Source organism: Halobacillus litoralis, assembly GCF_009856355.1.
Lineage (GTDB): Bacteria > Bacillota > Bacilli > Bacillales > Halobacillaceae > Halobacillus > Halobacillus litoralis_B.
The window spans coordinates 134,750-158,859 of record NZ_WMEW01000002.1 but is presented as its reverse complement, the minus strand read 5'-3'; the positions used below and the strand labels follow the sequence as shown (position 1 = coordinate 158,859).

24 protein-coding genes are annotated in these 24,110 nt (G+C 48.2%); 14 read left to right on the top strand and 10 right to left on the bottom strand.

The window, feature by feature from the left end:
• Positions 1-450: 450 nt before the first annotated feature.
• The 5 genes from GLV97_RS04580 to GLV97_RS04560 all read right to left on the bottom strand — a co-directional run bounded on the left by GLV97_RS04580 (position 451) and on the right by GLV97_RS04560 (position 5,785).
• On the bottom strand, positions 451-1,812 hold the full coding sequence (locus GLV97_RS04580; RefSeq protein ID WP_160836053.1) for an aldehyde dehydrogenase: 1,362 nt from the start codon (positions 1,810-1,812) through the stop codon (positions 451-453).
• Between the two features lie 3 nt (positions 1,813-1,815).
• Complete coding sequence (rnz, locus tag GLV97_RS04575; protein WP_160836052.1) at positions 1,816-2,751, bottom strand: ribonuclease Z; 936 nt, start codon at positions 2,749-2,751, stop codon at positions 1,816-1,818.
• Positions 2,752-2,859: 108 nt separating this feature from the next.
• Positions 2,860-3,876 (bottom strand): NADPH dehydrogenase NamA, encoded by a 1,017-nt coding sequence (gene namA, locus GLV97_RS04570; RefSeq protein WP_160889145.1) that lies wholly within the window; start codon positions 3,874-3,876, stop codon positions 2,860-2,862.
• The gene (locus tag GLV97_RS04565) at positions 3,873-5,036 is read right to left on the bottom strand and encodes a glycosyltransferase (RefSeq protein WP_160836050.1); all 1,164 of its coding nucleotides are present in this window, start codon (positions 5,034-5,036) and stop codon (positions 3,873-3,875) included. The genes namA and GLV97_RS04565 overlap by 4 nt, the downstream gene beginning before the upstream one ends.
• A complete protein-coding gene (locus GLV97_RS04560) occupies positions 5,036-5,785 on the bottom strand; it encodes a glycerophosphodiester phosphodiesterase (protein ID WP_160836049.1) in 750 nt (249 codons plus the stop codon). Before GLV97_RS04560 ends, GLV97_RS04565 begins: the two co-directional genes overlap by 1 nt.
• Positions 5,786-5,866: 81 nt before the next feature.
• Here GLV97_RS04560 and GLV97_RS04555 point away from each other — a divergent pair, with 81 nt between their 5' ends.
• Positions 5,867-7,483, top strand: coding sequence for a M20/M25/M40 family metallo-hydrolase (locus GLV97_RS04555; RefSeq protein ID WP_160889280.1), 1,617 nt, complete (start codon positions 5,867-5,869; stop codon positions 7,481-7,483).
• A 161-nt stretch (positions 7,484-7,644) separates the two neighbouring features.
• Here GLV97_RS04555 and GLV97_RS04550 read toward each other — a convergent pair whose 3' ends face one another.
• The gene (locus tag GLV97_RS04550; protein WP_160889144.1) at positions 7,645-9,168 is read right to left on the bottom strand and encodes an AbgT family transporter; all 1,524 of its coding nucleotides are present in this window, start codon (positions 9,166-9,168) and stop codon (positions 7,645-7,647) included.
• Positions 9,169-9,383: 215 nt separating this feature from the next.
• On the opposite strand from GLV97_RS04550, the gene GLV97_RS04545 reads away from it, so the two are divergent.
• From GLV97_RS04545 to GLV97_RS04520, 6 genes are all read left to right on the top strand, one after another.
• Positions 9,384-10,349, top strand: coding sequence for an MBL fold metallo-hydrolase (locus GLV97_RS04545; protein WP_160889143.1), 966 nt, complete (start codon positions 9,384-9,386; stop codon positions 10,347-10,349).
• A gap of 4 nt (positions 10,350-10,353) precedes the next feature.
• Positions 10,354-11,148, top strand: coding sequence for an SDR family NAD(P)-dependent oxidoreductase (locus GLV97_RS04540; RefSeq protein WP_160889142.1), 795 nt, complete (start codon positions 10,354-10,356; stop codon positions 11,146-11,148).
• A gap of 129 nt (positions 11,149-11,277) precedes the next feature.
• Complete coding sequence (locus GLV97_RS04535) at positions 11,278-12,546, top strand: DNA polymerase thumb domain-containing protein (protein ID WP_237418574.1); 1,269 nt, start codon at positions 11,278-11,280, stop codon at positions 12,544-12,546.
• Between the two features lie 62 nt (positions 12,547-12,608).
• Positions 12,609-12,941 carry an iron-sulfur cluster biosynthesis family protein gene (locus GLV97_RS04530; protein ID WP_160836044.1) on the top strand — a complete coding sequence of 111 codons (333 nt, stop codon included), beginning with the start codon at positions 12,609-12,611 and terminating at the stop codon, positions 12,939-12,941.
• Positions 12,938-13,162, top strand: coding sequence for a YqkE family protein (locus GLV97_RS04525; RefSeq protein WP_160836043.1), 225 nt, complete (start codon positions 12,938-12,940; stop codon positions 13,160-13,162). Before GLV97_RS04530 ends, GLV97_RS04525 begins: the two co-directional genes overlap by 4 nt.
• A 548-nt stretch (positions 13,163-13,710) precedes the next feature.
• A complete protein-coding gene (locus GLV97_RS04520; protein ID WP_160889141.1) occupies positions 13,711-14,508 on the top strand; it encodes an MBL fold metallo-hydrolase in 798 nt (265 codons plus the stop codon).
• A 283-nt stretch (positions 14,509-14,791) separates the two neighbouring features.
• Here GLV97_RS04520 and GLV97_RS04515 read toward each other — a convergent pair whose 3' ends face one another.
• A complete protein-coding gene (locus tag GLV97_RS04515; RefSeq protein WP_160889140.1) occupies positions 14,792-14,995 on the bottom strand; it encodes a hypothetical protein in 204 nt (67 codons plus the stop codon).
• Positions 14,996-15,499: 504 nt separating this feature from the next.
• Here GLV97_RS04515 and GLV97_RS04510 point away from each other — a divergent pair.
• The 3 genes from GLV97_RS04510 to GLV97_RS04500 are packed head-to-tail and all read left to right on the top strand — an operon-like array spanning position 15,500 to position 17,015.
• Positions 15,500-15,970 (top strand): DUF2975 domain-containing protein, encoded by a 471-nt coding sequence (locus GLV97_RS04510; protein ID WP_160836041.1) that lies wholly within the window; start codon positions 15,500-15,502, stop codon positions 15,968-15,970.
• A gap of 9 nt (positions 15,971-15,979) precedes the next feature.
• Positions 15,980-16,201, top strand: coding sequence for a helix-turn-helix domain-containing protein (locus GLV97_RS04505; RefSeq protein ID WP_160840561.1), 222 nt, complete (start codon positions 15,980-15,982; stop codon positions 16,199-16,201).
• Positions 16,191-17,015 carry a DUF817 domain-containing protein gene (locus GLV97_RS04500; RefSeq protein ID WP_202410578.1) on the top strand — a complete coding sequence of 275 codons (825 nt, stop codon included), beginning with the start codon at positions 16,191-16,193 and terminating at the stop codon, positions 17,013-17,015. The genes GLV97_RS04505 and GLV97_RS04500 overlap by 11 nt, the downstream gene beginning before the upstream one ends.
• Positions 17,016-17,462: 447 nt before the next feature.
• Here the strand turns inward: GLV97_RS04500 and GLV97_RS04495 are convergent, their stop codons facing one another.
• On the bottom strand, positions 17,463-18,059 hold the full coding sequence (locus GLV97_RS04495; protein WP_202409590.1) for a TetR family transcriptional regulator: 597 nt from the start codon (positions 18,057-18,059) through the stop codon (positions 17,463-17,465).
• Positions 18,052-18,975, bottom strand: a complete 924-nt coding sequence (locus GLV97_RS04490) for a DMT family transporter (protein WP_160889138.1) — start codon at positions 18,973-18,975, stop codon at positions 18,052-18,054. The genes GLV97_RS04495 and GLV97_RS04490 overlap by 8 nt, the downstream gene beginning before the upstream one ends.
• Before the next feature lie 178 nt (positions 18,976-19,153).
• Here GLV97_RS04490 and GLV97_RS04485 point away from each other — a divergent pair, with 178 nt between their 5' ends.
• Both GLV97_RS04485 and GLV97_RS04480 read left to right on the top strand, forming a co-directional pair.
• Positions 19,154-19,582: a hypothetical protein gene (locus tag GLV97_RS04485; RefSeq protein WP_160889137.1), complete on the top strand. Its 429-nt coding sequence runs from the start codon at positions 19,154-19,156 to the stop codon at positions 19,580-19,582.
• 16 nt (positions 19,583-19,598) lie between these two features.
• On the top strand, positions 19,599-20,351 hold the full coding sequence (locus tag GLV97_RS04480; protein WP_160836036.1) for a class I SAM-dependent methyltransferase: 753 nt from the start codon (positions 19,599-19,601) through the stop codon (positions 20,349-20,351).
• A 75-nt stretch (positions 20,352-20,426) separates the two neighbouring features.
• On the opposite strand, the gene GLV97_RS04475 is transcribed toward GLV97_RS04480, so the two are convergent.
• Positions 20,427-21,527, bottom strand: a complete 1,101-nt coding sequence (locus GLV97_RS04475) for a DUF2515 family protein (RefSeq protein WP_337192705.1) — start codon at positions 21,525-21,527, stop codon at positions 20,427-20,429.
• Positions 21,528-21,715: 188 nt separating this feature from the next.
• Between GLV97_RS04475 and GLV97_RS04470 the strand changes: the two genes are divergently transcribed.
• Both GLV97_RS04470 and GLV97_RS04465 read left to right on the top strand, forming a co-directional pair.
• Positions 21,716-22,348 carry a putative glycolipid-binding domain-containing protein gene (locus GLV97_RS04470; RefSeq protein ID WP_160836035.1) on the top strand — a complete coding sequence of 211 codons (633 nt, stop codon included), beginning with the start codon at positions 21,716-21,718 and terminating at the stop codon, positions 22,346-22,348.
• An 87-nt stretch (positions 22,349-22,435) separates the two neighbouring features.
• Entirely contained in the window at positions 22,436-24,010 is a 1,575-nt protein-coding gene (locus GLV97_RS04465; RefSeq protein ID WP_160836034.1) for a long-chain-fatty-acid--CoA ligase, read from the top strand.
• The last annotated feature ends 100 nt before the right edge of the window (positions 24,011-24,110 follow it).

Below are 24,110 nucleotides of genomic sequence, written 5' to 3'. Positions count from 1 at the left end.
GTGAAACTTCTTCCAATCAAGAGAAGTGGTTTGGGTGGTTGTTGACTCTCACGAATGATGCCTGCCGTGGGCACGGCCTCAGCTGACTTGGTCTAGAAGATTATTGGACGGAGTGGATCTTCGGCTCCTCAACGCTGTCCCATCAAAAAAGAGTGGTTTACTTTGATCAATCAAAGAAAACCACTCTTTTTTTCTATAAAGAAAAGAATACATAAGACACGGATAGGAGCCTGCCTCATTTTCGGGTCTCGAAGGCATGGCCTTCAAGGCGTCATTGTGATTTTTACAGCGAATGTGAAACGAATGAAGGAATGGAAGGGGAAAGACTGCTGAAAATAGAAAAAAGCGGACGGCATGGATCATATATTCCATGCCGTCCGCTTTTTTAAACGTTACCTTTCATAAATCCTCATTTTTCAGTGGCCTCGGGATATCCTGCGTGTTTATCTCTTAACCGAAGATCCGCTTCATAATGGCCAGCCCGAGGGATGAGCCGGGGTATCGGAAGCTCTGGTCAAATTTAGTCGTCTGTTTCGTAATGCTCTTTTGATGCGTAAAGGTGTCAAAGCTCGCCTGTCCATGGTAATGTCCCATGCCGCTCTCACCGACGCCTCCAAAGGGCAGGTGTGGGTTGATGATATGAAATAGAGTGTCATTGATACATCCGCCACCGAATGAAATGCGGTTGAGCACCTGCTGCTGTTCGATCTCATTTTCTCCGAAGTAGTAAAGGGCCAGTGGTTTTGGACGATCATTCACCTGTTCAATCACTTCATCCAGTTGATCATAAGTGAGAACAGGGAGGATCGGGCCGAAAATCTCATCCTGCATTACAGGATCCGACCATGTGACCTGATCAAGGATGGTGGGAGCGATCTTTTCCTGTCGTTCATCGACAGCACCTCCGGCCACTGTCGTACCAGATGTAAGGTATTGGGAAAGTCTCTCAAAGTGGGAGGCATTTACGATTTTCGTATAGTCCGGGTTTTTGAGAGGATTTTCTCCGTAAAACTCCTGAATGTACTTCTTCATCGAACGGATCAAATCAGCCTTTACTTCATGATGAACGTACACATAGTCGGGAGCGATGCAGGTTTGGCCTGCGTTGGTGAATTTCCCCCACACAATCCGTTTGGCAGCCAGATCCACAGAAGCATCTTTGTGGACGATGGTCGGACTCTTCCCGCCAAGCTCAAGGGTGACAGGGATCAGCCGTTTACTCGCTTTTTCCATAATGATTTTCCCTACAGGGACACTTCCTGTGAAAAAGATGTAATCCAGCGGCTGATCCAACAGCTCCTGTGTTACTTCCTTATCTCCTTCCACAACGGTGATATAAGAAGAGGGGAAATACTGCTCCACCATTTTTTTCAGCACCCAGGAAACGGTCGGTGTCAGCTCGGAAGGCTTAAGGATTACTGTATTTCCGGCCGCGATGGCTCCGATAACCGGGGCGAGGGCAAGCTGAACCGGGTAATTCCACGGAGCAATGACCAGGACGGTTCCGAAGGGTTCCTTCTTAATGTAATTTTTTGAGCCGGTATGGGTAAGAGGAGCCTTCACCTTCGTCGGCTGCATCCAGCTTTTCAACTGTTTGAGGTGATGGTCAATCTCACTTTTCAGAAAAGCAATCTCTGAGGCATAGGCTTCATATTCTGATTTGTTTAAATCAAACTTTAATGCATTTAAAATTGGTTTTTCAAACGTGGTGAGCATCTGCTTCATCTTCTGGAGCTGCTCCTTACGGAAAGCATAGCTTCTCGTATGACCTTCCTTGAACCATGATTTTTGTGCTTGTACAACGGTATGCATCTTTCAGCCTCCTCCATGGTTTCTGGGAATATAGTGCTGATAAAAATCTTTGGAAATGGTCGTGTTGGGGAAGATGTCCCGGGCTTCAGCCAGAAGCTGCTGCACAGCTTTCCCCTGGTACCTGGATGATATGTGATTGAGAATCAGCTCTTTTACACCGGCTTCTTTAGCGAGAGAAGCGGCCTGTTTCACGGTGGAGTGGAAATAATTATAGGCCATTTCCTCTTGATCACTGGCAAACGTAGCTTCGTGAACGAGGACATCAAAACCCTTTAAGGTGTCTGCAAGCTCCGGGAGACAGCGGGTATCACCAAGAACAGCCACTTTTCGTCCTTTTTTGGGAGGACCGGTAACATCTTCTCTTCGAATGATCCGCCCGTCCTCCAGTTCTGTTTCCGGACGGCTTTTAATCTGCTGGTAAAGGGGACCGGGCTGGATGCCCAGTTCCTGCAGTCTGGAAGGGAGCAGTTCACCAAGCTGGTCTTTTTCCTTGAGAAGATAACCGAAGCTTTCCAGTCCATGTTCCAGCCGGACAGCTTCTACGATGAACTGCTTGTCTTCAAATAACAGTCCTTCTTCAACCTCTTCGACATACAGAGGATAGCGCAGGTGTGTTCCGCTCAATCTGAGACTGATGTCGATGTATTCTTTTAAGCCGCGGGGACCGTAAACGGTTACAGGGCTCTCGCCGCCCTGGAAGGACCGGCTGCTTAATAAGCCGGGCAGTCCATATATATGGTCGCCGTGCAGATGGGTAATGAAAATGGCTTCGATTCTTCGAGGCCTTATTGTTGTATTCAGGATCTGCTGCTGGGTGCCTTCCCCGCAGTCAAAGACCCATGTGGTTCCACGTTCTTCAAGCATCCGTAAAACGAGCGAAGAGACATTCCGCTCTTTTGATGGGACTCCGGATCCTGTCCCTAGAAAAAATAGTTCCATAGCAACACACTCCTACTTTCTACATCATACCATCCGCAGAAGGAGAACTCACTTCATAAGCTGCAAAAAAAACTGCCGGATCCTGATCCGGCAGCTGAACGGTTTCTTTTACCATGCTCTTGTATACGGCCTTGGGCCTTCTAACGAATAACCGAGGTCATCCGCCGCCTGTTTCGGCCAGTAAGGGTTCCTTAAAAAGGCACGGGCGATGAAAATCAAGTCTGCCCGTTCGTTCTGTAGAATTTCCTCCGCCTGTGTTCCGGTCGTAATCAATCCAACAGCTCCGGCTGCCACATCTGCTCCGTGCTTAATCTGCTCTGCAAACGTCACCTGATAGCCGGGATAAGACTCAATGGATGCAGGAACGACTCCACCGGAGCTGACATCGATGAGATCGACTCCCTGCGCTTTCATAAGGGTTGAAAAATAAATCAAATCATCCATAGTATTTCCTTCTTCATGATATTCTTCGCCGGATATACGGACAAACAACGGCCCGGACCAGACCTCTTTGACAGCTTCAATGACTTCATGAAGGAAGAGATATCGATTTTCGCGGCTGCCGCCGTATTGATCGGTGCGGAAGTTGGTCAGCGGCGACAAAAATTGGTTGATCAAATAGCCGTGGGCGCCGTGCAGTTCGATGATATCGAAACCGGCTTTTTCTGCCCGCACAGCCGCTTGACGGAAGGCTTCAATGGTCTCTTTAATTTTTTTCCCGGACATTTCCACGGGTTCTTTCATGGAAGTGTTGAATGCTTTTGCGCTCGGAGCAAAAATCTCTCCCTGCAGGTTGGCTTTCCTGCCGGCATGAGCGAGCTGAATGGCGGAGGCAGCTCCGTGGCGGTGAATACCTTCATTAACTCTCTTCAGTCCGTCCAGGTGGGCATCTTCCCAGATTCCAAGATCCTCGTGGGAAATTCTTCCTTCCGGGAGAACAGAAGCGGCCTCAGTCATGACTAAACCGGCCTGGCCGGCGGCGCGGCTTTCGTAATGGGCGAGGTGGAATGGCTGTACTTTTCCATCCTGTTCATGAGAGGAGTACATACACATCGGGGACATGACAATTCGGTTTTTTAACGTGACGTTTCTTATTGTAAAGGGTTGGAATAATTTATGTTTCAATCAGAATCCTCCTTGGTGTCCCGGAAATCCTGCTTTAGTTCACGCAGCGAATACCGGTTCCCCCGCCACTCGATTCCTCCCCGCAGCCAGGTCAGGATGAGGGCCCGCGCAAGCATGAATAGAAACAGCGCGGCGGAAACCGGTAGGGCGGCGGCCAGCCACAGCGGATAGGTTGTAAAAGCCCGGGTCGATAAGATATATAAACAAAATAACAAAAGGACATTGATGAAGCTAATGATCTGCACGGAGGGATCGGAATGGAACAAAAGAAAAAAAGGCAGGATCTGGGATACGAAGACACCGAATAGAGCAGAAATGGAAAGCAGGAACGAATAATTCAGCCCGGCAAAGGCGTTTTTCTCAAAGCCCCTCAAGGCAGAGGAGAGGTTGGGATACCATTCAACAGAGAGGTGCTGTTTAGCGGATACGAACATTTGAGAGAAACGTCCTTCTTTCATGCGCTGGCCGAGAGCCAGGTCGTCATCCGCTCTCATCTTCATCTTTTCGTGGCCGCCCATGTGTTGATAAGCTTTCGTGCGGATGAGCTGGAAGGCGCCAATGCCCATTCCTTTGTTGGAAGACGGGTCATTGGCTGTCCACGGCCGCTTCAAATAGCTGAAACCGAATAAAAAAAAGGAAATCAAACCTTTTAAAAGCAAGGAACGGGCTTGAAGGTCAGGGGCCGCTGTTAAATAGTCGAGCTTGTGCTTCTCCATCAATTTCATCGCATAACGGAGGGTATCCCCATGAAAATGGATATCCGCATCCGTAAATAAAAGATAATCCCCGGCCGCTTTCGAAGATCCAAGGTACAGGGCATGGTTTTTACCGAGCCATCCCTCCGGAAGTTCGGTCACGTGAACAGGGACGATCTGTGGATGGCAGGCAGCCGCCTCGTTAATCAGGGCTCCCGTCCTGTCACCGGAGCGGTCGTTGACGACGATAATTTCGTCAGGGGATTTGGTTTGGTGAATGAGAGACTCCAGCGTCTGGGTAATGGTTGTTTCCTCATCCTTCGCAGCGATAATAACGGAAATATACTCCTCCGAATCCGATAATCCGGCTGAAGACAGAGAGGGGATTTTCCGTATCCCTGTCATAAAATCGATGAGGAAAACCATCCATACAACCGTTGTTAAAAGATAGATCCAGAACAGCATTACCGGACACTCCGTTCATGGTAGAGGTCTCTGTATTCGAGAGCAAGGTGCGGCACATCGGTGAAGATGCCGTTGACACCAAGCTTATAGCATTTTTTCATGAGAGCCGGACGGTTGACGGTGTATATACGCAGGGCCAGTTTTTCCTTAGCTGCCTGTTTAACGAGGCGTTTATCCAACAGGCGGTGTTTCACATGCAGGGCGTTTGCCTGCAGGGATTTCGCATAGTGAGGAAGACGACGCATTTTGGTAGAGGTGAGAAAGGCGGTCTCTATGGACGGATTGATTTTTTTCATCCGTTCAATCGAATCAGAATTGAAGCTTGATATAACGGTCCGTTCCAGGACGTGATACCGCTTTAAGGAGTCGTAAACGATGCGTTCAATGTTCTTGTATTCAATGACATTCGTTTTTAATTCCACATTCAGAAACATCGGCTGGTCCCGGAACCAGCGGAGGAACTCATCTAATGATATAATGGATGTGTCAGAAAATTCCGGCGAGAACCAGCTTCCAGCATCAAGGAGGCGGAGTTCCGCATATGTATAATCTTGTACGAACCCGGTTCCGTTCGTCGTACGTCTCAGGTTTTCATCATGAATCAGTACGGGAACCTGATCTTTAGTCAGCTGGACGTCTGTTTCAATGCCGTCTGCTCCAGCCTGGCGGGCCAGCTCAAAAGCGGGCATCGTGTTTTCCGGAGCCAGTTTACTTGCTCCTCTGTGGGCATAAACCAATGTTTTTACCAAGGGGATCACCTCTTCCGAGTGGGCTCTATGAGTCTGATTGTGTTTGATATTCTGTGAAAAGTCAACAAGGAGTGTGGAATGATGAAGGTATGGCAGACGAAAGAACAATTGACGGATCTGCTCTGTTCGCTGGTGGAGTATCCGAGTATTACAAACAGCGATGAAGAGATCGCCATCATTGAATACTTATATTATATTTTGGAGGACAGGGATTATTATAAAAAGCATCCTGATCATCTTCAACGGCATCCCCTCGATGATGGCCGTCAGCTCCTGACCGCGCTTGTGAAAAACGGGGAGGCGGCGGAGACGATCGTTCTGCTCGCCCATGTTGATGTCGTTGGTGTCGAGGATTACGGTTCGTATCAGAATCTGGCGTTTTATCCGCGGGAGTTAACGCAGGAACTACATAAAAACAGCAGCGATCTGCCAAAGGAAGCATTGAAGGACCTGGAATCCGGAGACTGGCTTTTCGGGCGCGGTACAATGGATATGAAAGCCGGTCTTACCGTTCATTTGTCTCTTCTGGAAAAAGCGATGAGCGGTGAATTCGAAGGGAATCTGCTGCTCGTAGCTGTTCCTGACGAGGAAGTGAACTCAGAAGGGATGCTGGCTGCGCTGCCGGCTTTAAGGGAAATCAAAGAACAAAAAGGTCTCGTTTATAAGACCGCTTTGAACGGTGAGCCGATGTTCAGTAAGTACCCGGGGGATCCGGCCTACTATTTATACACCGGCTCTATAGGAAAAGCACTGCCCGGTTTCTTATGTTATGGGAAGGAAACCCACGCTGGAGAACCCTTCGGCGGGTTGAACGCCAATTTAATGGTCAGCTATCTGGCTCAGGAAATGGAGCTGAACGAAGCTTTTATCGAAAAAGTGGGGGAGGAGCGGACACCGCCGCCGATCAGCCTGATGCAGCGGGACTTGAAATTTGAATATTCCGTGCAGACACCACAGGCAGCTGTGGCTATGTACAATGTCCTGTATATGAAGCAGACGATCAAGGAGTTGAATGAAAAACTGCTGCTGGCTGCCCAGCGTGCAAAGGCTAAGATTATCAATCATTATCATCACCAGGCTTCGTACTATTTAGAAGGCACACAGACGTCCGCGTTTCATCCGGATATCACCATCCTTACCTATGACCAGCTCTACAAAGAAGCGGTCGAGAGGTACGGGGAGATGGAAGTGGAACGACGTCAGAACCGGCTTGTTAAACTGCGGGATCAGGGAGACCGTGATTTTTCAACGACCCTCGTGCAGAGTCTGGCCTCCCTCTGCAAGGATATCAGCCCGATGATTGTTCTTTTTTACAGTCCACCGTTCTACCCGGCCGTTTCCTCCCATCACGATCCGATGATCCAGCATGGAGCGGAGACAGCTGTGGATTATGCGCGTTCACAGTACGGGGAAGATCTTGAAGTTGTCGAGTATTTTACTGGACTGTCAGATTTGAGTTTCATCGGCCCGACATCCGCCCGATCGTCCCTCACGGACTTGACGAAGCAGATGCCGATTCACGGAAATGGTTTTGAATGGCCGGCCGAGGACATGGAATCGATTACAATGCCGATTATTAATGTTGGTCCTTTAGGGAGGGATCCACACCAGTGGACAGAGCGGCTGGAATTGACCTACAGTTTTGAAAAGCTGCCGAAGATCGCAGCCGAAACGATCCACCAACTCTTTAAAGCTTGAAATATGTAACAGAAGCCTGGAATGATTTTTATTCCAGGCTTCTGTTTTTGAAAAGGGGAAAACCAGGGGGAGGTTCTATAGACATAAAAAAGCTTGTAGAAAAACACGAGGTTTCTCTACAAGCTGAAAGTTCAGAATGGAAAATCATTCGGTATCTTTAATCATCCATTGTATTCGAATCCTGCACCAGGCCCAATAGGAAGACCGGTCATCATCCAGATGAGGAGCATAATCATCCAGATGATGAAGAAGGCAATGGAGTAAGGGAGCATGGCGGATATCAATGTACCAATCCCCACTTTTTTATCGTATTTCTGTGCAAAGGCGATCACAATCGCAAAGTACGGCATCAACGGTGAAATGACGTTCGTCGTTGAATCAGCAATCCGATAGGCCAGAGTAGTCAGTTCCGGTGAATATCCGAGCTGCATCATGAGTGGGACGAAGACAGGAGCCATAATCGCCCATTTGGCTGAAGAACTTCCGATAAACAGGTTGATGAAACCAGCGACAAAAATGAACGCAATGATCAACCCGATGCCTGTAAAGCCGAGATTATCAAGGAATTCCGCGCCACTGACGGCAATGACTTTACCAAGGTTGGTATGATTGAAGTAGGCAACAAACTGTCCTGCCGTAAAGGCAAGAACAATGTACATACCCATGGAAGCCATCGTATCGGACATCTGTCCGGCAACATCTTTATCGCTTTTAATTTCCTTCGTTACTTTTCCGTAAATAAACCCTGGAACAAAGAACAAAATCAAGATAACAGGAACAAGGCTGTGGAAAAATGGTGAAGCGAGAAAGTCATCCGGGTTCCGCAGCGGCCCCCACTCCGGAACAACAAGAAGAGCCATAAGCCCGATCGTAACGATAAAGCTGATCAAGGCTCCTTTCATTCCTTTTTTCTCAATGGCTGTTAAATAGTTGACCTCTTCCTTTACGCCGCCCTTATACGTGCCAAGGCGCGGCTCAACGATTTTATCCGTCACAATGGTACCGACGATCGTTAAGACAAATACAGAGACAATCATGAAGTAATAGTTCATCGTATACAAAATGGTATCTGCATACTCAGGATCAATGGTTGCTGCTGCCTGAATGGTTAAATCACCAAGCAGTGGATCCAGTGCTGTCAGCAGCAGGTTGGCACTAAACCCGGCAGATACACCGGCAAAGGCCGCCGCCAGTCCAGCGAGCGGGTGTCTGCCGAGTCCGGCAAACAATACAGCACCAAGCGGAGTCAGTACGACATACCCGGCGTCTGCGGCCATACTGGACATAATCCCTCCGAATACGAGGGAAGCTGTCATTAAAGAGCGTGGTACAGAAGTAACCAGGCCCCGGAGCATCGCGCTGATTAACCCGGACCTCTCAGCGATCCCGATACCAAGCATTGTGACCAGTACGGTTCCGAGCGGTGCGAACCCTACAAAGTTCTCAACCATACTTTCAAACATATATTTAATGCCTTCACTGGAAAGCAGATTGACCACCTGCAGGGTTTCACCTGAAGCGGGATCTTCCACTTCAACACCTGCTATGGACGCTATCCAGGAAGCAATGACGACAAGCAGCGCAAAAACAGCAAATAATGTAACAGGGTGGGGAAGTTTGTTCCCGACACGTTCCACGCCGTCAAGCAGGCGTATCGTCAGCCCTTTCTTCTCCTGTTTTTCCATGATTTTCCTCCTTACAACTTTTCAAAAGATCTTACTTTTACTTAGACGCGTTAAAGTATAATGAATTGTAAGATTTTTTTGAAGGGTATTTGAAAAAGTGTTACTAGAAAGAGTATTACGAATTATAGGATATTTAAACGTCCATAGGCGGGAAATGATTAGTGAAACGTGGTACAATGAAAGAAATGAATGTTCATTCAGTTTGGAGGAAGGGTATGAAAACGTTGAAAGATACTATTACTCAAATTACAATGCCGACGCCCTATGCGGTCGGAGACGTCCATACGTACCTGTTGAAAGGGGACCGCCTTACCCTTGTGGATGCCGGTGTGCGTACCGAAGATGCCTGGAAGGCACTTGTCGAACAACTGAACCATATTGGTTACCACCCGGAAGATATTGAACAGGTGATTCTCACGCACCACCACCCGGATCATATGGGGCTTGTGGATCGTTTCCCACGTGTAGAGACGATCGCCGGGCACCCGAAGTTGAAGCCCTGGCTGGAAAGGGATGATCGTTTTTTTGAACAGTATGAAGCCTTCTTTAAGTGGATGTATAAAGAAGCAGGGGTCCCCGAACGCTTTGATTCCCTTTTGAAAGGACTGAAAAAACCTCTTAAATGGACGGCAGAGGGAAAAATGACGCACCTGCTTGAAGAAGGGGATGCTCTTCCGGGGCATGAGGAATGGCGGGTGATTGAAACCCCTGGTCATGCACAGAACCACCTCTCTTTTTTCAGAAAAGAGGATGGGGCACTGATTGGAGGAGACCACCTGCTCGCCCATATCTCGTCCAATCCTCTGCTCGAACCTGCTTACAGCCCCAATGAAGAACGGCCGAAGCCGCTTCTGCAGTACAGGGACTCTATGGAGAAACTGCTCCCTCTGGACATAGATACGGTCTACCCCGGCCATGGAAAAGTATTCGGTGATGTCCATGCTCTTATCCAAACACGTCTGAAAAAGCAGGAACAGCGTGCCGGGAAAGTTTATCAGATGTTCAAGGATGGGCCGCTGCGTGCTTACGACGTATGCGAGCGTCTGTTTCCCAAGCATGTAGAATCCCAGCTCGGGCTGACAATGTCGGAGACCGTCGGCCAGCTGGATTATTTGGAGTCGATAAATCGTCTGAAAACGTCTATCATAGAAGGGGAGAAATTTTACGAAATGAACGGGTGATGACATGAATGAACGATTAAAGGGAAAGAAAATTCTGATTACCGGGGCCTCCAGCGGAATTGGGCAGTTTCTTGCCATCCACGCAGCAGCAGAAGGAGCTGTCCCGATTTTAACGGCGAGATCAGAGGATAAACTGAAGTTGATGAGTGAAACGATTGAGAGTACTTTCGGCATCTCCTGCCCCTGGTATAAAGCGGATTTGTCCAATGATGCGGAATGGAAGGATACGATTGATAGAATCTGCTATGAGCAGGGGTCTGTCGATGCATTGATTAACAATGCAGGAGTGGCGGTGTTCGATTACGTGGCTGATTCAAACTGGCAGGATATTGACCGGATGGTGTCGGTCAATGTGACGTCGTTGTTCCGTGCCACGCATCAACTGCTGCCTCACCTGCTCCAAAACGGAGAAGGGCATATAGTGAATATTGCCTCCCAGGCCGGAAAGATGGCAACACCGAAATCTGCTGTCTATGCAGCTACGAAGCATGCCGTGCTCGGATTTACCAATGCACTCCGGATGGAAGTGGAACCGCTGGGGCTTCACGTAACGAGCGTCAACCTCGGCCCTGTCCGCACGAACTTTTTTAAGCAGGCGGACCCGAGTGGAAATTATGAAAAAGCTGTAGACAAAATGATGCTGGACCCGAATAAGGTGGCAAGAGTCGTCATCAGCCGCTTATTTACGAAACAGCGGGAGATCAATCTGCCATCCTGGATGAATTCAGGAAGCAAGGTGTATGCCATGGCTCCCTCTGCTGTGGAAAAAATCATGCATAAGCAGTTTAAGAAAAAATAATTTTTCTCTTCCCTCCGGGCCTGCTGTCCGGGGGTTTTTTCATGCTTGAAAGCAGTGTGACAGGAATTGGAACTTGCAAACGCGAACATATATTCGCATACTAGTAGTAAAAACTAAAGGAGGAGGGACATGAGCCAACCGAGTATGGACTACAGCCGTTATCCGGACCGTGGAATCCTCTGTGTAGATATGAAAAGTTTTTACGCCAGCTGTGCGGCTATTGACCGCGGTCTTGACCCTTTAACCTGTCCGCTCGCTGTCGTGGCGGATATGAACCGGAGAGGCAGCGTCGTTCTTGCAGCTACACCCGCCATGAAGCAGAAGTACGGCATCCGCACGGGAAGCCGTCTATTTGAAATCCCATCTTCCCCGGACATTGTGATTGTGTCTGCCCAGATGAGGAAATATTTAGAGGTGTCGACACAAGTCACCCACCTCTTTCATAAATTCGTCCCGAAAGAGAAGATTCATACGTACAGTGTGGACGAAAGCTTTTTGGAGGTGGGATGGAACAAAGGGAAGTTCGGCAGTCCCGAGCAGACTGCTCAGATGATTATTGATGAGCTGAAAGAAACGTTCCACCTCGATGCGGCCATCGGAATCGGACCGAACATGCTGTTATCGAAGCTGTGTCTTGATTTAGAAGCGAAGAAGAAGGGTGTGGCGCGCTGGACGTTTGAAAATTTCCGGGAAAAACTGTGGCCTGTAGCTCCCTTGTCGGAAATGTGGGGGATCGGGCCGCGTATGGAGCACCGGTTGAACCGGATGGGGATCTGGTCTGTCGGGCAGCTGGCCCGATTCCCACTGGAGCGTCTGGAAAAAGCGTTTGGTGTGATGGGCAATCAGCTTTATTACCATGCGAACGGGATCGATTTATCCGACCCGGGAGCCCCGATCATCCATGGGCAGGTCAGCTATGGAAAAAGTCAGATCCTGCTCAGGGACTATCCGGAGGAAGTGAAGTATGTCATTTTAGAAATGTGCGAGGAAGTTGCACGTCGTGCGCGTCGAAAAGGACACGCCGGCCGTACAATTTCCCTCGGCATCGGCTACAGTAAAAGGGAGGACGGCAGCGGTTTTCACCGGTCTGTATCCATCAATCAGCCGACAAGTATTACGATGGACATTTATCACGCCTGTTTGACTTTGTTCCACCGCTTTTATAACGGAGGAGTCGTCCGCCGGATATCCATTTCGCTCGGGAATATCACTGAGGACGCCAGTGTTCAGCTGGACTTGTTTGATCAAGGAAGGGATAAAAAACGCGATCTCGGGTATGTCATGGATGAGATCCGGGAACGGTTCGGTCAGGATATGCTGCTTCGGGCGGTTTCCTGGACCGACGCCGGCACAGCTCGACATCGCAGCCGTCTAGTTGGCGGTCATTTTGCCGAATAAAATCAAAACGATTGTTCTTTGCAAAAGGATTTTTTACAATAGAGGGACAGGAGGGATGAATAATGAAATTACGCATCACAGATGAAGCCAAACAACAGCTTGAGCAGATACAGGAAGCCGGCCGGCCGATCCTCCGCCTCTTTTATGATACCGAAGGGTGTGGCTGCGGAGTGAACGGACTCCCGACCATCCGTCTGGAGCATGAAGAACGGACGACGGATGAGCGAGTGGAAAATGAGGATTACCCGGTCATTATTGACAACCAGCAGGCCATTTTCTTTAAAAAGGATATGAAGCTTGATTTTGTCCGTGGAACCTTCCGTCTTTCCAGCCCTGATGGTATCCTGAATCCAATCATCCCGATCAAAGACGTGAAAGAAGGAGCGACGATATGAGTAAGAAAAAACTGGAAGAAGGCTCGCTTGGTTCCCAGCTGAACGCCGATGTTTTATCCAAACTCAAGTCGAAGCAGAATGAATGGAAGCAGCAGGCAGCGGAGCGGGAAGCGCAGGAAAAACAGCGCCGGATGGAAGAGAGGAAGCGCCGGGAAGCCAACAAGAGTTTTGAAGAGCTTCTTAATGAGAGTGAACTCGATTGGAAAACTTTCAAAAAATAAGCACTCCCCTGAGGGGTGCTTATTTTTTCAGTCTGTAGAAAAAGTTCGTCTTATCCAGTTAGAGTCGTCCGTATGTCATGTTGAGAGGGCACGTTCCGCTTATCGATGGCTGCTTGCCACGGGCACGGCCTCAGCTGACTTGGTCAAGAAAACCATTTGACCAAGTGGATCTTCGGCTCGCGCTGTTTCCGCAGGCGTCACCACCGAACGCTCCTCGTGCCGGTGCCTGTGGGAAGGCAGCTTTACGCTGTGATGATAGAGAAAGGTTGGCATAGCTCCTTCGCCGTTTCGAAAGAACAGTCCAAGCTGCGTCACTGCCGCCTGCCTGGGGAAAATCCTATCCATGATTAAGTATTGGTGATTGCTCCTTTGGAGTCACTGGAAAACGCATGTTTTTCCAGACGGATCGGGGCCCTGTGATTCCGGCAGTAAAGGAGGAATCACTTCTACGGCAGAGACTAATTTATTTGTTGATGTTTTCATTGTAACATGAATGACTATTCATTCATGTTACAATAGGGACAGAATCCATAGAAGGAGTGGTTCGTATGTTTCAGGTCTATGAGAAAGAGAAAGTCACGTGTGTAGAGATGGTCGTCCCTCATATGGGTCCTGTGTTTGCGTATTATGTGGATGGTATGATCGTGGATACAGGGACCCGCCATTTTGAACATGAACTCCTTTCATTTTATGAAAGCATTTCGATAGAATTGGCAGCTCTGACACACAGCCATGAAGATCATACAGGAACAGCATCCTGGCTGGAGGAGCACGGGGATACGCCGATTTACGTTCATCCATCCGGGATCGATACGTGTATGACGTTTGCTCCTTATCCGGAATATCGGAGGAAGACGTGGGGCCTGCGCGATGCTTTTCACCCGGTTCCGTACCCTAAGCATCTTTCCTCCCTGCGCATGGACTGGGAAGTGATTGAAACCCCCGGACATGCTGAGGATCATGTGTCGCTGTTCAATAAAGACCGTGGCCTTTTATTTTCAGGAGACTTGTTCGTACGGCCGAAAACCAAGGTGATCATGCGTGATGAATCCATCCCCGGGATTATGAATTCCATTCAAAAACTGCTGACGTACGACTTTGGACCGATGTTTTGTGGGCATGCCGGATACATAGCGGACGGCCGCAGCCGGATGGAAGAGAAGCTGGATCATCTCCAATATCTCTATGGAGAAGTTAAGCATCTTCATGAATCAGGGCTGTCCAATCGAGCCATCCAGGAGAAGCTGTTCCCGAAGGCCTACCCGATCATTTCTTATTCTGATGGAGAATGGGATTCCTTTCACATCATTACGTCTATTGTCGATGACGTGAAAGCCCGTGTGTAAAGGGCGGAAAACGGTGCTTCGGTCCAATGGGTCTGGAAAATACTCCTTTTTGCAGGATATGTGCAGGTCGCGTTCCGCTTATTGGTGGCTGCTTGCCGCGGGCACGGCCTCCGCTGACTTGGACAGGAAGAACACATGCCCTAGTGGATCTCCGGCTTGTGCTGTTCCCGCAGGCGTCACCACCGAACGCTCCTTGTGACCATCCCAAGTGATGGCGTGAAGAATGGAAGGAAAGGGTGCAGGAGAGTTTTTCGGTTTCTGGGAAGATAGGGGAATATAAAGTTCATCTACAAAAAGACCGCTGCGGGGACGTGGCCACTGAAAAACTCCTTTTCCTATCAAGAGAAGTGGTTAAAGGTTGTTGTTGATTCTCACGAATCGCTTGTCGATGGATGCTTGCCGCGGGCACGGCCTCAGCTAACTTGGTCAAGAAGATCACTTGACCAAGTGGATCTTCGGCTCGCGCTGTTCCCGCAGGCGTCACCATCGAACGCTCATCGTGGAATCAACGGTGGCCTATCTAAAAAGAGTGATTTTCTTTGAAGCGAAGAATAGTGAATTAAAGCATAGACACGGATATGAGGTTGTTTCATCTTCGGGTCTCGAAGGTGAAAATAGAAGAAAAGCGGATTGCATGGAATATTTTATCCATACAATCCGCTTTTTTGAATTCTACCTTTCACAAATCCTCAGTTTTTCAGTGGCCTCGCGGGGACAGCGGTCTTTTTGTTATGTTTTGGAGAGTTCGTTTGATACAGCTTGTCCTGCTTTTTTGAGGAGTTTCTCCCACCTTTCTTGATCAGCCAGGAGCTGATTGGTTTTCTCACCGACGATGGAGAGGGCTTACCTTTTTGATGTTATACGTACGGAGATGCTGATGGGTCAATAGAGAACTTGTCCTGCAAAGATATGAATATTGATTAAGAATAAAAATTTATTGTTTTTCGATAAATATATCGATAAAATAGAAAACAAGAATGGGGGGAGGAAAGTGAAAAAAGGATCGACGATATTTTTAACGGCTGTTCTTTATGTGCTGGGACTGGGAGTGCTGGTTTTATGCGTGTTTCTGCTTCCTTGGACAGAAGGGGGAGCAAGGGGGATGTGGGGTTCGCATTATCCTGTGGTGATCGGGATGTATGCAGCGGCTGTTCCTTTTTTCACTGCCTTATACGAGGCCCTCCGCCTGCTGCGGCTGATTGAAAAAGAAGCGGCATTTTCCGAGGCGTCGGTACACTCATTAGCCAAAATCAAGCGGAGTGCTTTTGCGGTCAGTGCGATCTATGTGCTGGTGTTTCCGTTCTTTTACAGAGCAGGGGAAGTGGATGATGCTCCTGGATTGATTGCCGCCGGCCTTGCCTTCATGGCAGCGTCCTTTGTCATAGGCGTTTTCGCTGCGGTCCTGCAGGCCCTGCTGAAGCAGGCACTTGAAATGAAAAAAGAAAATGATCTGACGGTGTGAGGTGATGAGATGGCGGTGAAGGTTCATATAGATGTGATGCTTGCGAAAAGGAAGATGAGTGTGACAGAACTGGCGGATAAAGTGGGGATAACGTTGGCCAACCTTTCCATTTTGAAAAATGGAAAAGCGAAGGCCGTCCGTTTTTCCACCCTGGAAGCCATTTGTAAAGCCTTGGACTGCCAGCCTGGTGATTTGTTGGAGTATGTAGAGGATGAACGTGATGAAACATAGATGTTTTCATAAGGTGTCAGACGCTGTGCAGCAGCTTTTTCACTTTGGCTGGCAGCAGGCACTATCATGCATATTTCCGGTTATAATATTTGCGGCGCTTGCAGTTACGCAGGTATTCCCGCTGCCTGTTCTTCCACGTTATGACTGGCTGTTGATCTTCTTCTTACTGATGCAGTGGCTGATGCTTCGGTCCGGTCTTGAAACAAAAGATGAACTGAAGGTGATCACGCTTTTTCACGTCATCGGTCTGGCACTGGAAATCTTTAAAGTGCACATGGGTTCGTGGTCATATCCGGAGCCCGGATACAGTAAGGTCTGGGGAGTCCCGTTGTACAGCGGATTTATGTATGCCAGTGTAGCCAGTTATCTGTGTCAGGCTTGGAGGAGACTGGACGTACAGTTGGTTCACTGGCCTTCCTCCCTTTTGGCCGGAGGTTTGGCAGGGGTGGTTTACCTCAATTTCTTCTTTCATCACTTCTGGATTGATATCCGCTGGTGGCTCGCATCCCTTGTCGTTCTCCTGTTTATTCGGACACGGGTAACTTATATTGTTCATGGGCGGGAATATTCAATGCCGCTTGTTCTGTCCTTTGTCCTGATCGGCTTTTTTATCTGGATTGCTGAAAACATTGCAACATTTTTCGGTGCGTGGCAGTATCCGGGCCAGCAGGAATCCTGGAGGGTTGTTCACGTGGGGAAGATAAGCTCCTGGCTGCTGCTTGTAATTGTCAGTTTTCTTATTGTTGCTCTCTTGAAGCATGTTAAGGGAAAGCGTTCAGGAACAGGTGAGGAGAAGGAAACAGAGGCTGTATGAGCAAAAAAGAGGAAGCTTCATATTCAGGCTTCCTCTTTTGGCTGTAGAAAAAGCCTGTGTTAACCAGTTTGAGTTGTCCATTAGTCGTGTAAAGGGTCACATCCGCTTATCGGTGGATGAATGCAGCGGGCACGCCCTCCGTAGGTTCGCAGGTTCAAAAGAACGGCATGGGCTGTGCTGTGGCCGCTTGCGTGGAAAAGAAAAAGGATAAGAACAGGCGCTGAGGACGGCTGCCTGCTGGAATATGAAAAAGAACTTCCAAGGAGCGATACCCCTTCCACTCCTGCGGAAGAACGAGTGGTCCGAGATCGCCGAGCGTGGGTTTTGCGAGGAAGCTCGGGCGCTCGTCCGCGGAAAGGGAAGGGGCTTACGCTCCCGGCGGTAATAAAGAAAAAAGCTTGTAAAGAAACAGGGGTTTCTTTACAAGCTGAAGAGGAAGCCTGATATTCAGGCTTCCTCTTTTTTATGGTCTGCGGTTTCAATGAGCTTTTGTACCGTTTCTTTTGCTCCTGCTGTCCCTCGTTCGTAAATATCAAGGGAATAGGTCACCATTAAGCCTTCGTGAAGAATAAACAATTGTTCTGCTATTGGATCGGGATTTTCCAGCTGCAGTTGTTCCAAAAGGGAGACAAACAATTCCTTCAGCCACTTTTTCTCTTCAATAATCACCTTTCGGCCTGGATGGGTTTCTTCAGAAAGTTCAGCCAGCGCATTCACGAAAGCGCAGCCTCTTTTGTTCCGTGTGCTCATCCAGTTTTCAAGGGCATCGAAAATACGCAGGATTTTATCCAGCGGCTGATCGTCCGGAACTTCGTCCATGCTGGAGAACAGGTGCTCTCTCCACTTTTGATCCCGCTCTTCCAAGTACGCCACAATAAGCTGGTCTTTAGATCCGAATCGGTCATACAGGGTCTTCTTGGTTACACCAGCTTCACTTGCGATTGTTTCCACACCTACAGCATGGATGCCTTTGGAATAAAACAGCTCTGAAGCGGTATCCAGAATCCGCCGGGCCGCCGGTGTCATTTTTGTCGTTTCACCCACGCACGCCACCTCCATCTATCTGGTTGTACGGATCGGTCTCACAAGGACCGGCTTCTGCTTTTTGAATGACCCATACACCTAGGAAACATATTATCATTCCTGAGATGGTTAAGAAACCAATTGTATCTCCAAACATAAAATAAGCCCAGATCATCGTCACTGGTGGTGTTAAATACAGGAGACTGCTGACTCGTGTGACACTGCCGATTTTTAAGTTCAACCAGTAAAAGCCGTATCCTCCAATCGTGGACAAACCGGCGACCCAGCCAATGGCGAACCAGAAATCAAAGGCAGCCGGGGGTGCAGCCTTGTCTGATGCTATTCCAACAGCTGTAAAGAAAACAGCAGTCACGGCTGTTTGAATCGGGAGCGCATCCATTAATGACAAGGGGTGTTTGATCGTTTTTTCAAATAATGTTGCGATAACAAGAGCAATCATAGCTGCAAATGACAATCCATATGCCCATAGCGGTACGTCTGACGTTTTCCCAAGATCACCGTAAACGACGAACAGTACGCCTGTGATACCGATGAATAACCCGATCCACTGTTTACGGGATGTCACTTCCTTTAAAACAGGTCCCGCGAGCAGAGCTGCTGCTATAGGCTGCAGCGTCGTTATTAAATTAGAAGTCCCCGCTGAAACCCCCTGTTCAACGGAAAGGAATACACAGTATAAGTATCCTCCCTGAGCCAGCAGACCGATCAACACTTGAGTCATCACACTTTTAGGACTCAAACGGGTGCGCCGCTTCCATAACCACCAGATTCCTAAAATAGCAGCAGCCGTTATAAAACGCCACATCAACACCGTCATAGAAGCTGCCTCATCGGTCCCGAGCCTCGCTCCGATAAACCCTGAGCTCCACATAATTATAAATCCTGTTGCGGCCAGTACGTTCAATTTTTTATTCATGAAGCATCACCCTTCTGAAAGTAAACCGATCGGTATATTCTTATTCAATATAACCATACCGGTCGGTTTACCGTCAAGGGGAATAAAAAAGTAAATGATGGCGCGATTTTCCAAAAAACGAAACATATGCAGAGGGAGATCCGTAGAACAGGGAGGAAGTGAAAGAGGAGGAGAAAACATGGTCGCAGCCTACACGTACAGCAGCACCTTAAGAAAGAAAAAAGCGGCCCGGGCCGCTTTTGTCCTCATTGTCTGCAGCGTTGTGACAGTGGTAACCGCACTCCTGACGGGGAACCGTTCTCTCCTTTACACGCTCCCTGCAGGTGTCCTCATCAGTGGGGGAGCGGTCTGGTATGTGCTGACTATGAAAACACGTACCTATACATTCGTGCGTAAGAATGGATTAACGATCCATAGAGGACTGGGAGGCGGATATCTCGACCTGCCATTTAATGACATCATTAGAATAACAAAAGTAAAGGATGTCTTGATTATAAAAAGGAAATCGGACCACTCAAAAGAACTTTATATGGGGTACTTATCGGTGGAAGACCAACAGTCTCTGTTCTCGGAAATTGAAAAGCACTGGGGCAGGTCCATCCAATAGAAAAGGGGGAAAACGAATGACGAACATTCGAAAGCACAACGAAAAAGCCTGGGATCGAAAAGTCAAGGATCATGCCCGCTATACGAGAGCGGTCGATGCAGAAGTCATTCAGAAGGCTTCTGCTGGTGATTGGGCAGTCGGGGTAACTGCGGGAAGGAAGGTGCCTGGACATTGGTTTCCGAAGTCTGTCAGTGCATTGAAAGTGCTGTGTCTGGCTGCTGGTGGCGGACAGCAGGGACCAGTACTCGCAGCCGCCGGAGCTGACGTCACGGTTTTCGATTTATCCGCAGCCCAATTGGAACAGGATAGAAAGGTAAGTGAAAGGGAAGGGCTTTCCCTTAGAATCGTTCAAGGGGACATGACTGACTTGTCCGTTTTTGAAGATGAAACCTTTGATATCATTGTTCACCCGGTCTCCAACGTATTTGTGGAAAATGTCCGGCCGGTATGGAAAGAAGCTTCCCGGGTATTGAAAAGAAAAGGTACGTTGATTGCCGGATTTATGAACCCGGTTCTTTACCTGTTTGATGACCAGAAAGAAGAGGAAGGAAAGCTTGACGTGGCTCATACGATTCCCTATTCAGGACTGGAAGATGCTTTTGAAGAGAACGAGGCTGTAGAGTTTGGACACACGCTTGAAGATCAGATTCAAGGACAGATTGAAGCCGGACTGATGATTACCGGTTTTTACGAAGATGATTTTGGAAACGGGCGGACAATCGACAAGTACATAAAGACGATGGTTGCGACAAGGGCGGTGAAAGCCTGAAAGGTGTGGGGGTTGTGATCACATAAAAACCGTTCAGCTCCATTTATGAAGCTGGACGGTTTTTTGTGCAGCGCTCTATGAAAAAAACGTTTGTTTCGCTTGAATAGCTGCCTGGATTTCCTCAAGAGACCGGCAGCAGGGACCTTCGATGTCTCCTGAAAATTTTTCCGGCTTTTTTTTCAGCAGACGAAGCACATGACAATCGGTAAACCAGTCTCCTTCTTCCGCAGAAGGATGGACCCAGTCATCCCAGGCCATTGACAGGGCCGGACTGAAAAGTTTGTTTCTCCCAAATCCTCTGCATGGACTTGGAGAAGGTACAGGTGTTGAACCATCCCCTTCCATAAAGAATAACTCGGGCCAGTAATCAGCTCTTGAGCCGGTATGAGGCCGGGATTCCGCCCATAGAATGATGGATTCAAGCCGGGACTCTATGGAATAGAGCAGGTCATAGAGGGAACGTCCCAAGGAGACGCGTTTATTTACGGAAGTGAAATGGTGGACCGTTCCACCTGTCAGTTTTATTCGTTTTTGCACAGGCGTCAGGTAAGGGAAAAGGATATGGTTCATGGACAGCAGTTCCTGAAGCTTGAACATCATTTTATCCATTACTGTCTGCATATAAAGGGAGTTGTTAAGAACACGATTTTCGATATAATGCTGTTCATTGACAATCAGGGCTTTAGTGATTTCTTCGCTGCGGCCGCTTTCCCAAAAACGCTCCCAAAAGGGACGCATGAAGGCAGATACATGAAGAAAGGGTAAGAGGTGCCAAAGAGGTGCCCCCTGTTTCCTGCTGTATTCATAGAGAAGCAGTTGAGGGTAGGCATCCTGAAAGATGAGCCAGTTGCCGCGTTCCAGAAATACATAGAAATCAACCGCTTCTTTTGCTGTCAGCAGCTTAGGAAGATAAGACCCCTTCAAATCGGTCATATTCCATCCGGCATTTCTTGAAACTAAATGGGCAAGCAGAGCCCAATGGATTTCGGGGTGGATGAGAAAGAAATCCATATAGGCTTTCGTACGGGTAACATTGTTCCGGTTGGCTTTTTTGGTCTTATTTTTAATGTCCTCCAGCATTCTTTCCTCTTCTTTATGAATCGGCGGTGTGTCACCTGGTTTTAAGGCGTTTTTTAACTGCTTTTTTAATACCCCTGCATCAGACCGGAATTTCACCGTACCCCCCCTCCCATATGCAAATCTATTTTCAGGTTTTCATGATTTTTCTAGTGTATGCAGGAATTTAAACCGTATGTAAAACAAGGAAGGAATATCGCTGTATCTCAACGAATTCTTCTAAAATAAGGGAATGGAAGGGGGAAGTTTGTCCGATAGCCGATGATATAAAAAAGGAGGAAATCCTATTGCTGCAGCGGATCATGTGGGATCATCTTGACGCCGCCGGATCGGAATATGTAACCATTAACGGACGGCCGGACGGCATGGAAGTGAACGGAACCGTTTTGTTGATCAGTGACAACAGTCCCCACCGGGTGTCTTATGTTTTAAGACTCGGCCCTGATTGGAAAACAAAAAAGCTGAAGGTTTTCATCAATGAGGAAAAAGACCCTTTTGTCATTGAAACTGTTAAAGAGGACAAGTGGTGGGTGGACGGCCGTTACGTGGAAGCGCTGGATGGAGCGTCTAATATTGACTTGTCCCTCACCCCTTTAACCAATTCGCTTCCAATCAACCGGGTTTCATGGATGATAGGAGAGAAAAGGACATTTAAAATGGTTTCTGTGCAGCCGCTAAGTCGTGAAGTCATGCCGATCCTGCAGACGTACACGTATTTAGGGGACTCTGATGGCTGCCGGATCTTTCAGTACAGGTGCCGAAATTTTGAAACCGCGCTGGTCGTAGACCAAAACGGGTGGGTTGTCGAGTATCCGGGCTTTTTTTACCGTCAGGGACATTCAGCTTATACAGGCGTATTTAATGGATCACCGGTATTTCTGGCTTCGGAAGGAAAATCAGGTGGAAAGCTTCCAACCTGACCGAAGCTTGTCGAGAAAGAATAAACGGCCGGTTGAAGAAATTTCCCCGGCTATTATTGTAAGCGCTTAAATGAGGAGGGTGTAGGCATGCATGTACCTTTAGTCTTAACAGATTTCCTTGATCGTGCAGTAGAATTATATGGAGAAAAGACAGCCATCATAGATGACACATTTTCATTAACCTACAATCAGTTGAATCACAGGGTCAACAGGCTTTCCCGAGGCCTGCAGTCCCTTGGCGTTGGGAAAGGGGACAAAGTGGCATATCTGGCCCCCAATTCAACAGAAATGCTGGAAGGGTTCTACGGAGTCTTTCAGCTTGGAGCTGTCATGACACCTTTGAATACCCGGTTACAGCCGGAAGATTATCAGTTTATTTTGACACATAGTGAAAGTAAAGTTCTGCTTGTAGATGCAGCGCTGTATCCTTTAGTGGAAAACATTGTCGATGATCTCCCGTTCCTGGAGCACGTGATTGTTCATGGAGATCCTTCTGACCAGGGCTATGAACAATGGCTTCACTCCTTTTCCCGAGATCCATTTTCAAGAGTCGAAGTAGAGGAAACGGACCCTGCTTCCTTGTTGTATACGAGCGGAACGACGGGGGATCCCAAAGGCGTTATCCTGAGCCACCGATCAAACTATCTGCATGCTCTATCCTCGATGCATCATTTACGTGTGTCGGATCAGGATACGCTGCTTCATGTACTTCCGATGTTCCATGTGAACGGATGGGGATCTCCGTTTTACTACACAGCAAATGGAGCGACCCAGGTGATGCTTCGAAAAACCGAACCATCCGTCATCATTGATAAGGTGGAGAAGCATCAGGTGAGTGTATTACATATGGCTCCCACGGTGTTGAACATGGTGATCGAGGCATATGAATCCGCCGGTCCACAGATTCATCAGGATGTACGCGTCGTTATTGCAGGGTCGGCTCCTCCTCCGGCTTTTGTGAGGAAAGTGGAAGAGGATCTCGGCTGGACGTTCATTCAAGTGTACGGCATGACTGAAATCTCGCCACTGATTACGATATCTGAGCTCAAGTCTATGGATGTGGATAAAGAGGCGGAAGAACGCTGTCGTTTGAAGGCGAAAGCAGGGTATAGTATGATAGGCAGCCGGGTCAAAGTTGTGGATGAACAGGGCAGCCATGTTCCACATGATGGAAAGACCATCGGTGAAATAATTACCCGGTCCAATAATGTCATGGATGGTTATTACAAAAATGAAGAAGCAACGGCAGCTGCCATTCGTGATGGGTGGCTGTATACGGGAGATATGGCTGTTGTGGATGAACTGGGCTATATTGAAATCGTAGACAGAAAAAAGGATGTCATCATCAGCGGTGGGGAAAACATCTCTTCCATCGAAGTGGAAGGAACGCTGTACGACCATCCATCCATATTGGAAGCCGCTGTCGTAGCGGTTCCCCATGAAAAATGGGGGGAGGTTCCGCACGCGAGTATTGTTCTCAGAGAAGGCGAAAGTCTCACAGAAGAAGAAGTGGTCCGTTTCTGCCGCGAAAAACTCGCTCATTTCAAAGTACCGAAGAGCATTTCCTTTATCGAAGAATTACCGAAGACTGCATCCGGGAAAATCCAAAAAGTGGCGATCCGGAGGGAATTCTGGAAAGGCCGCAGCCGGATGGTTCATTAATCAGAACCTCCCCGTTGAGACGGGGAGGTTTTCTGCGTTGACAATTATACCAACGGGGGTATAAAATGATGTTAGAAAATGAAGTGAAAAGGAGGGACGA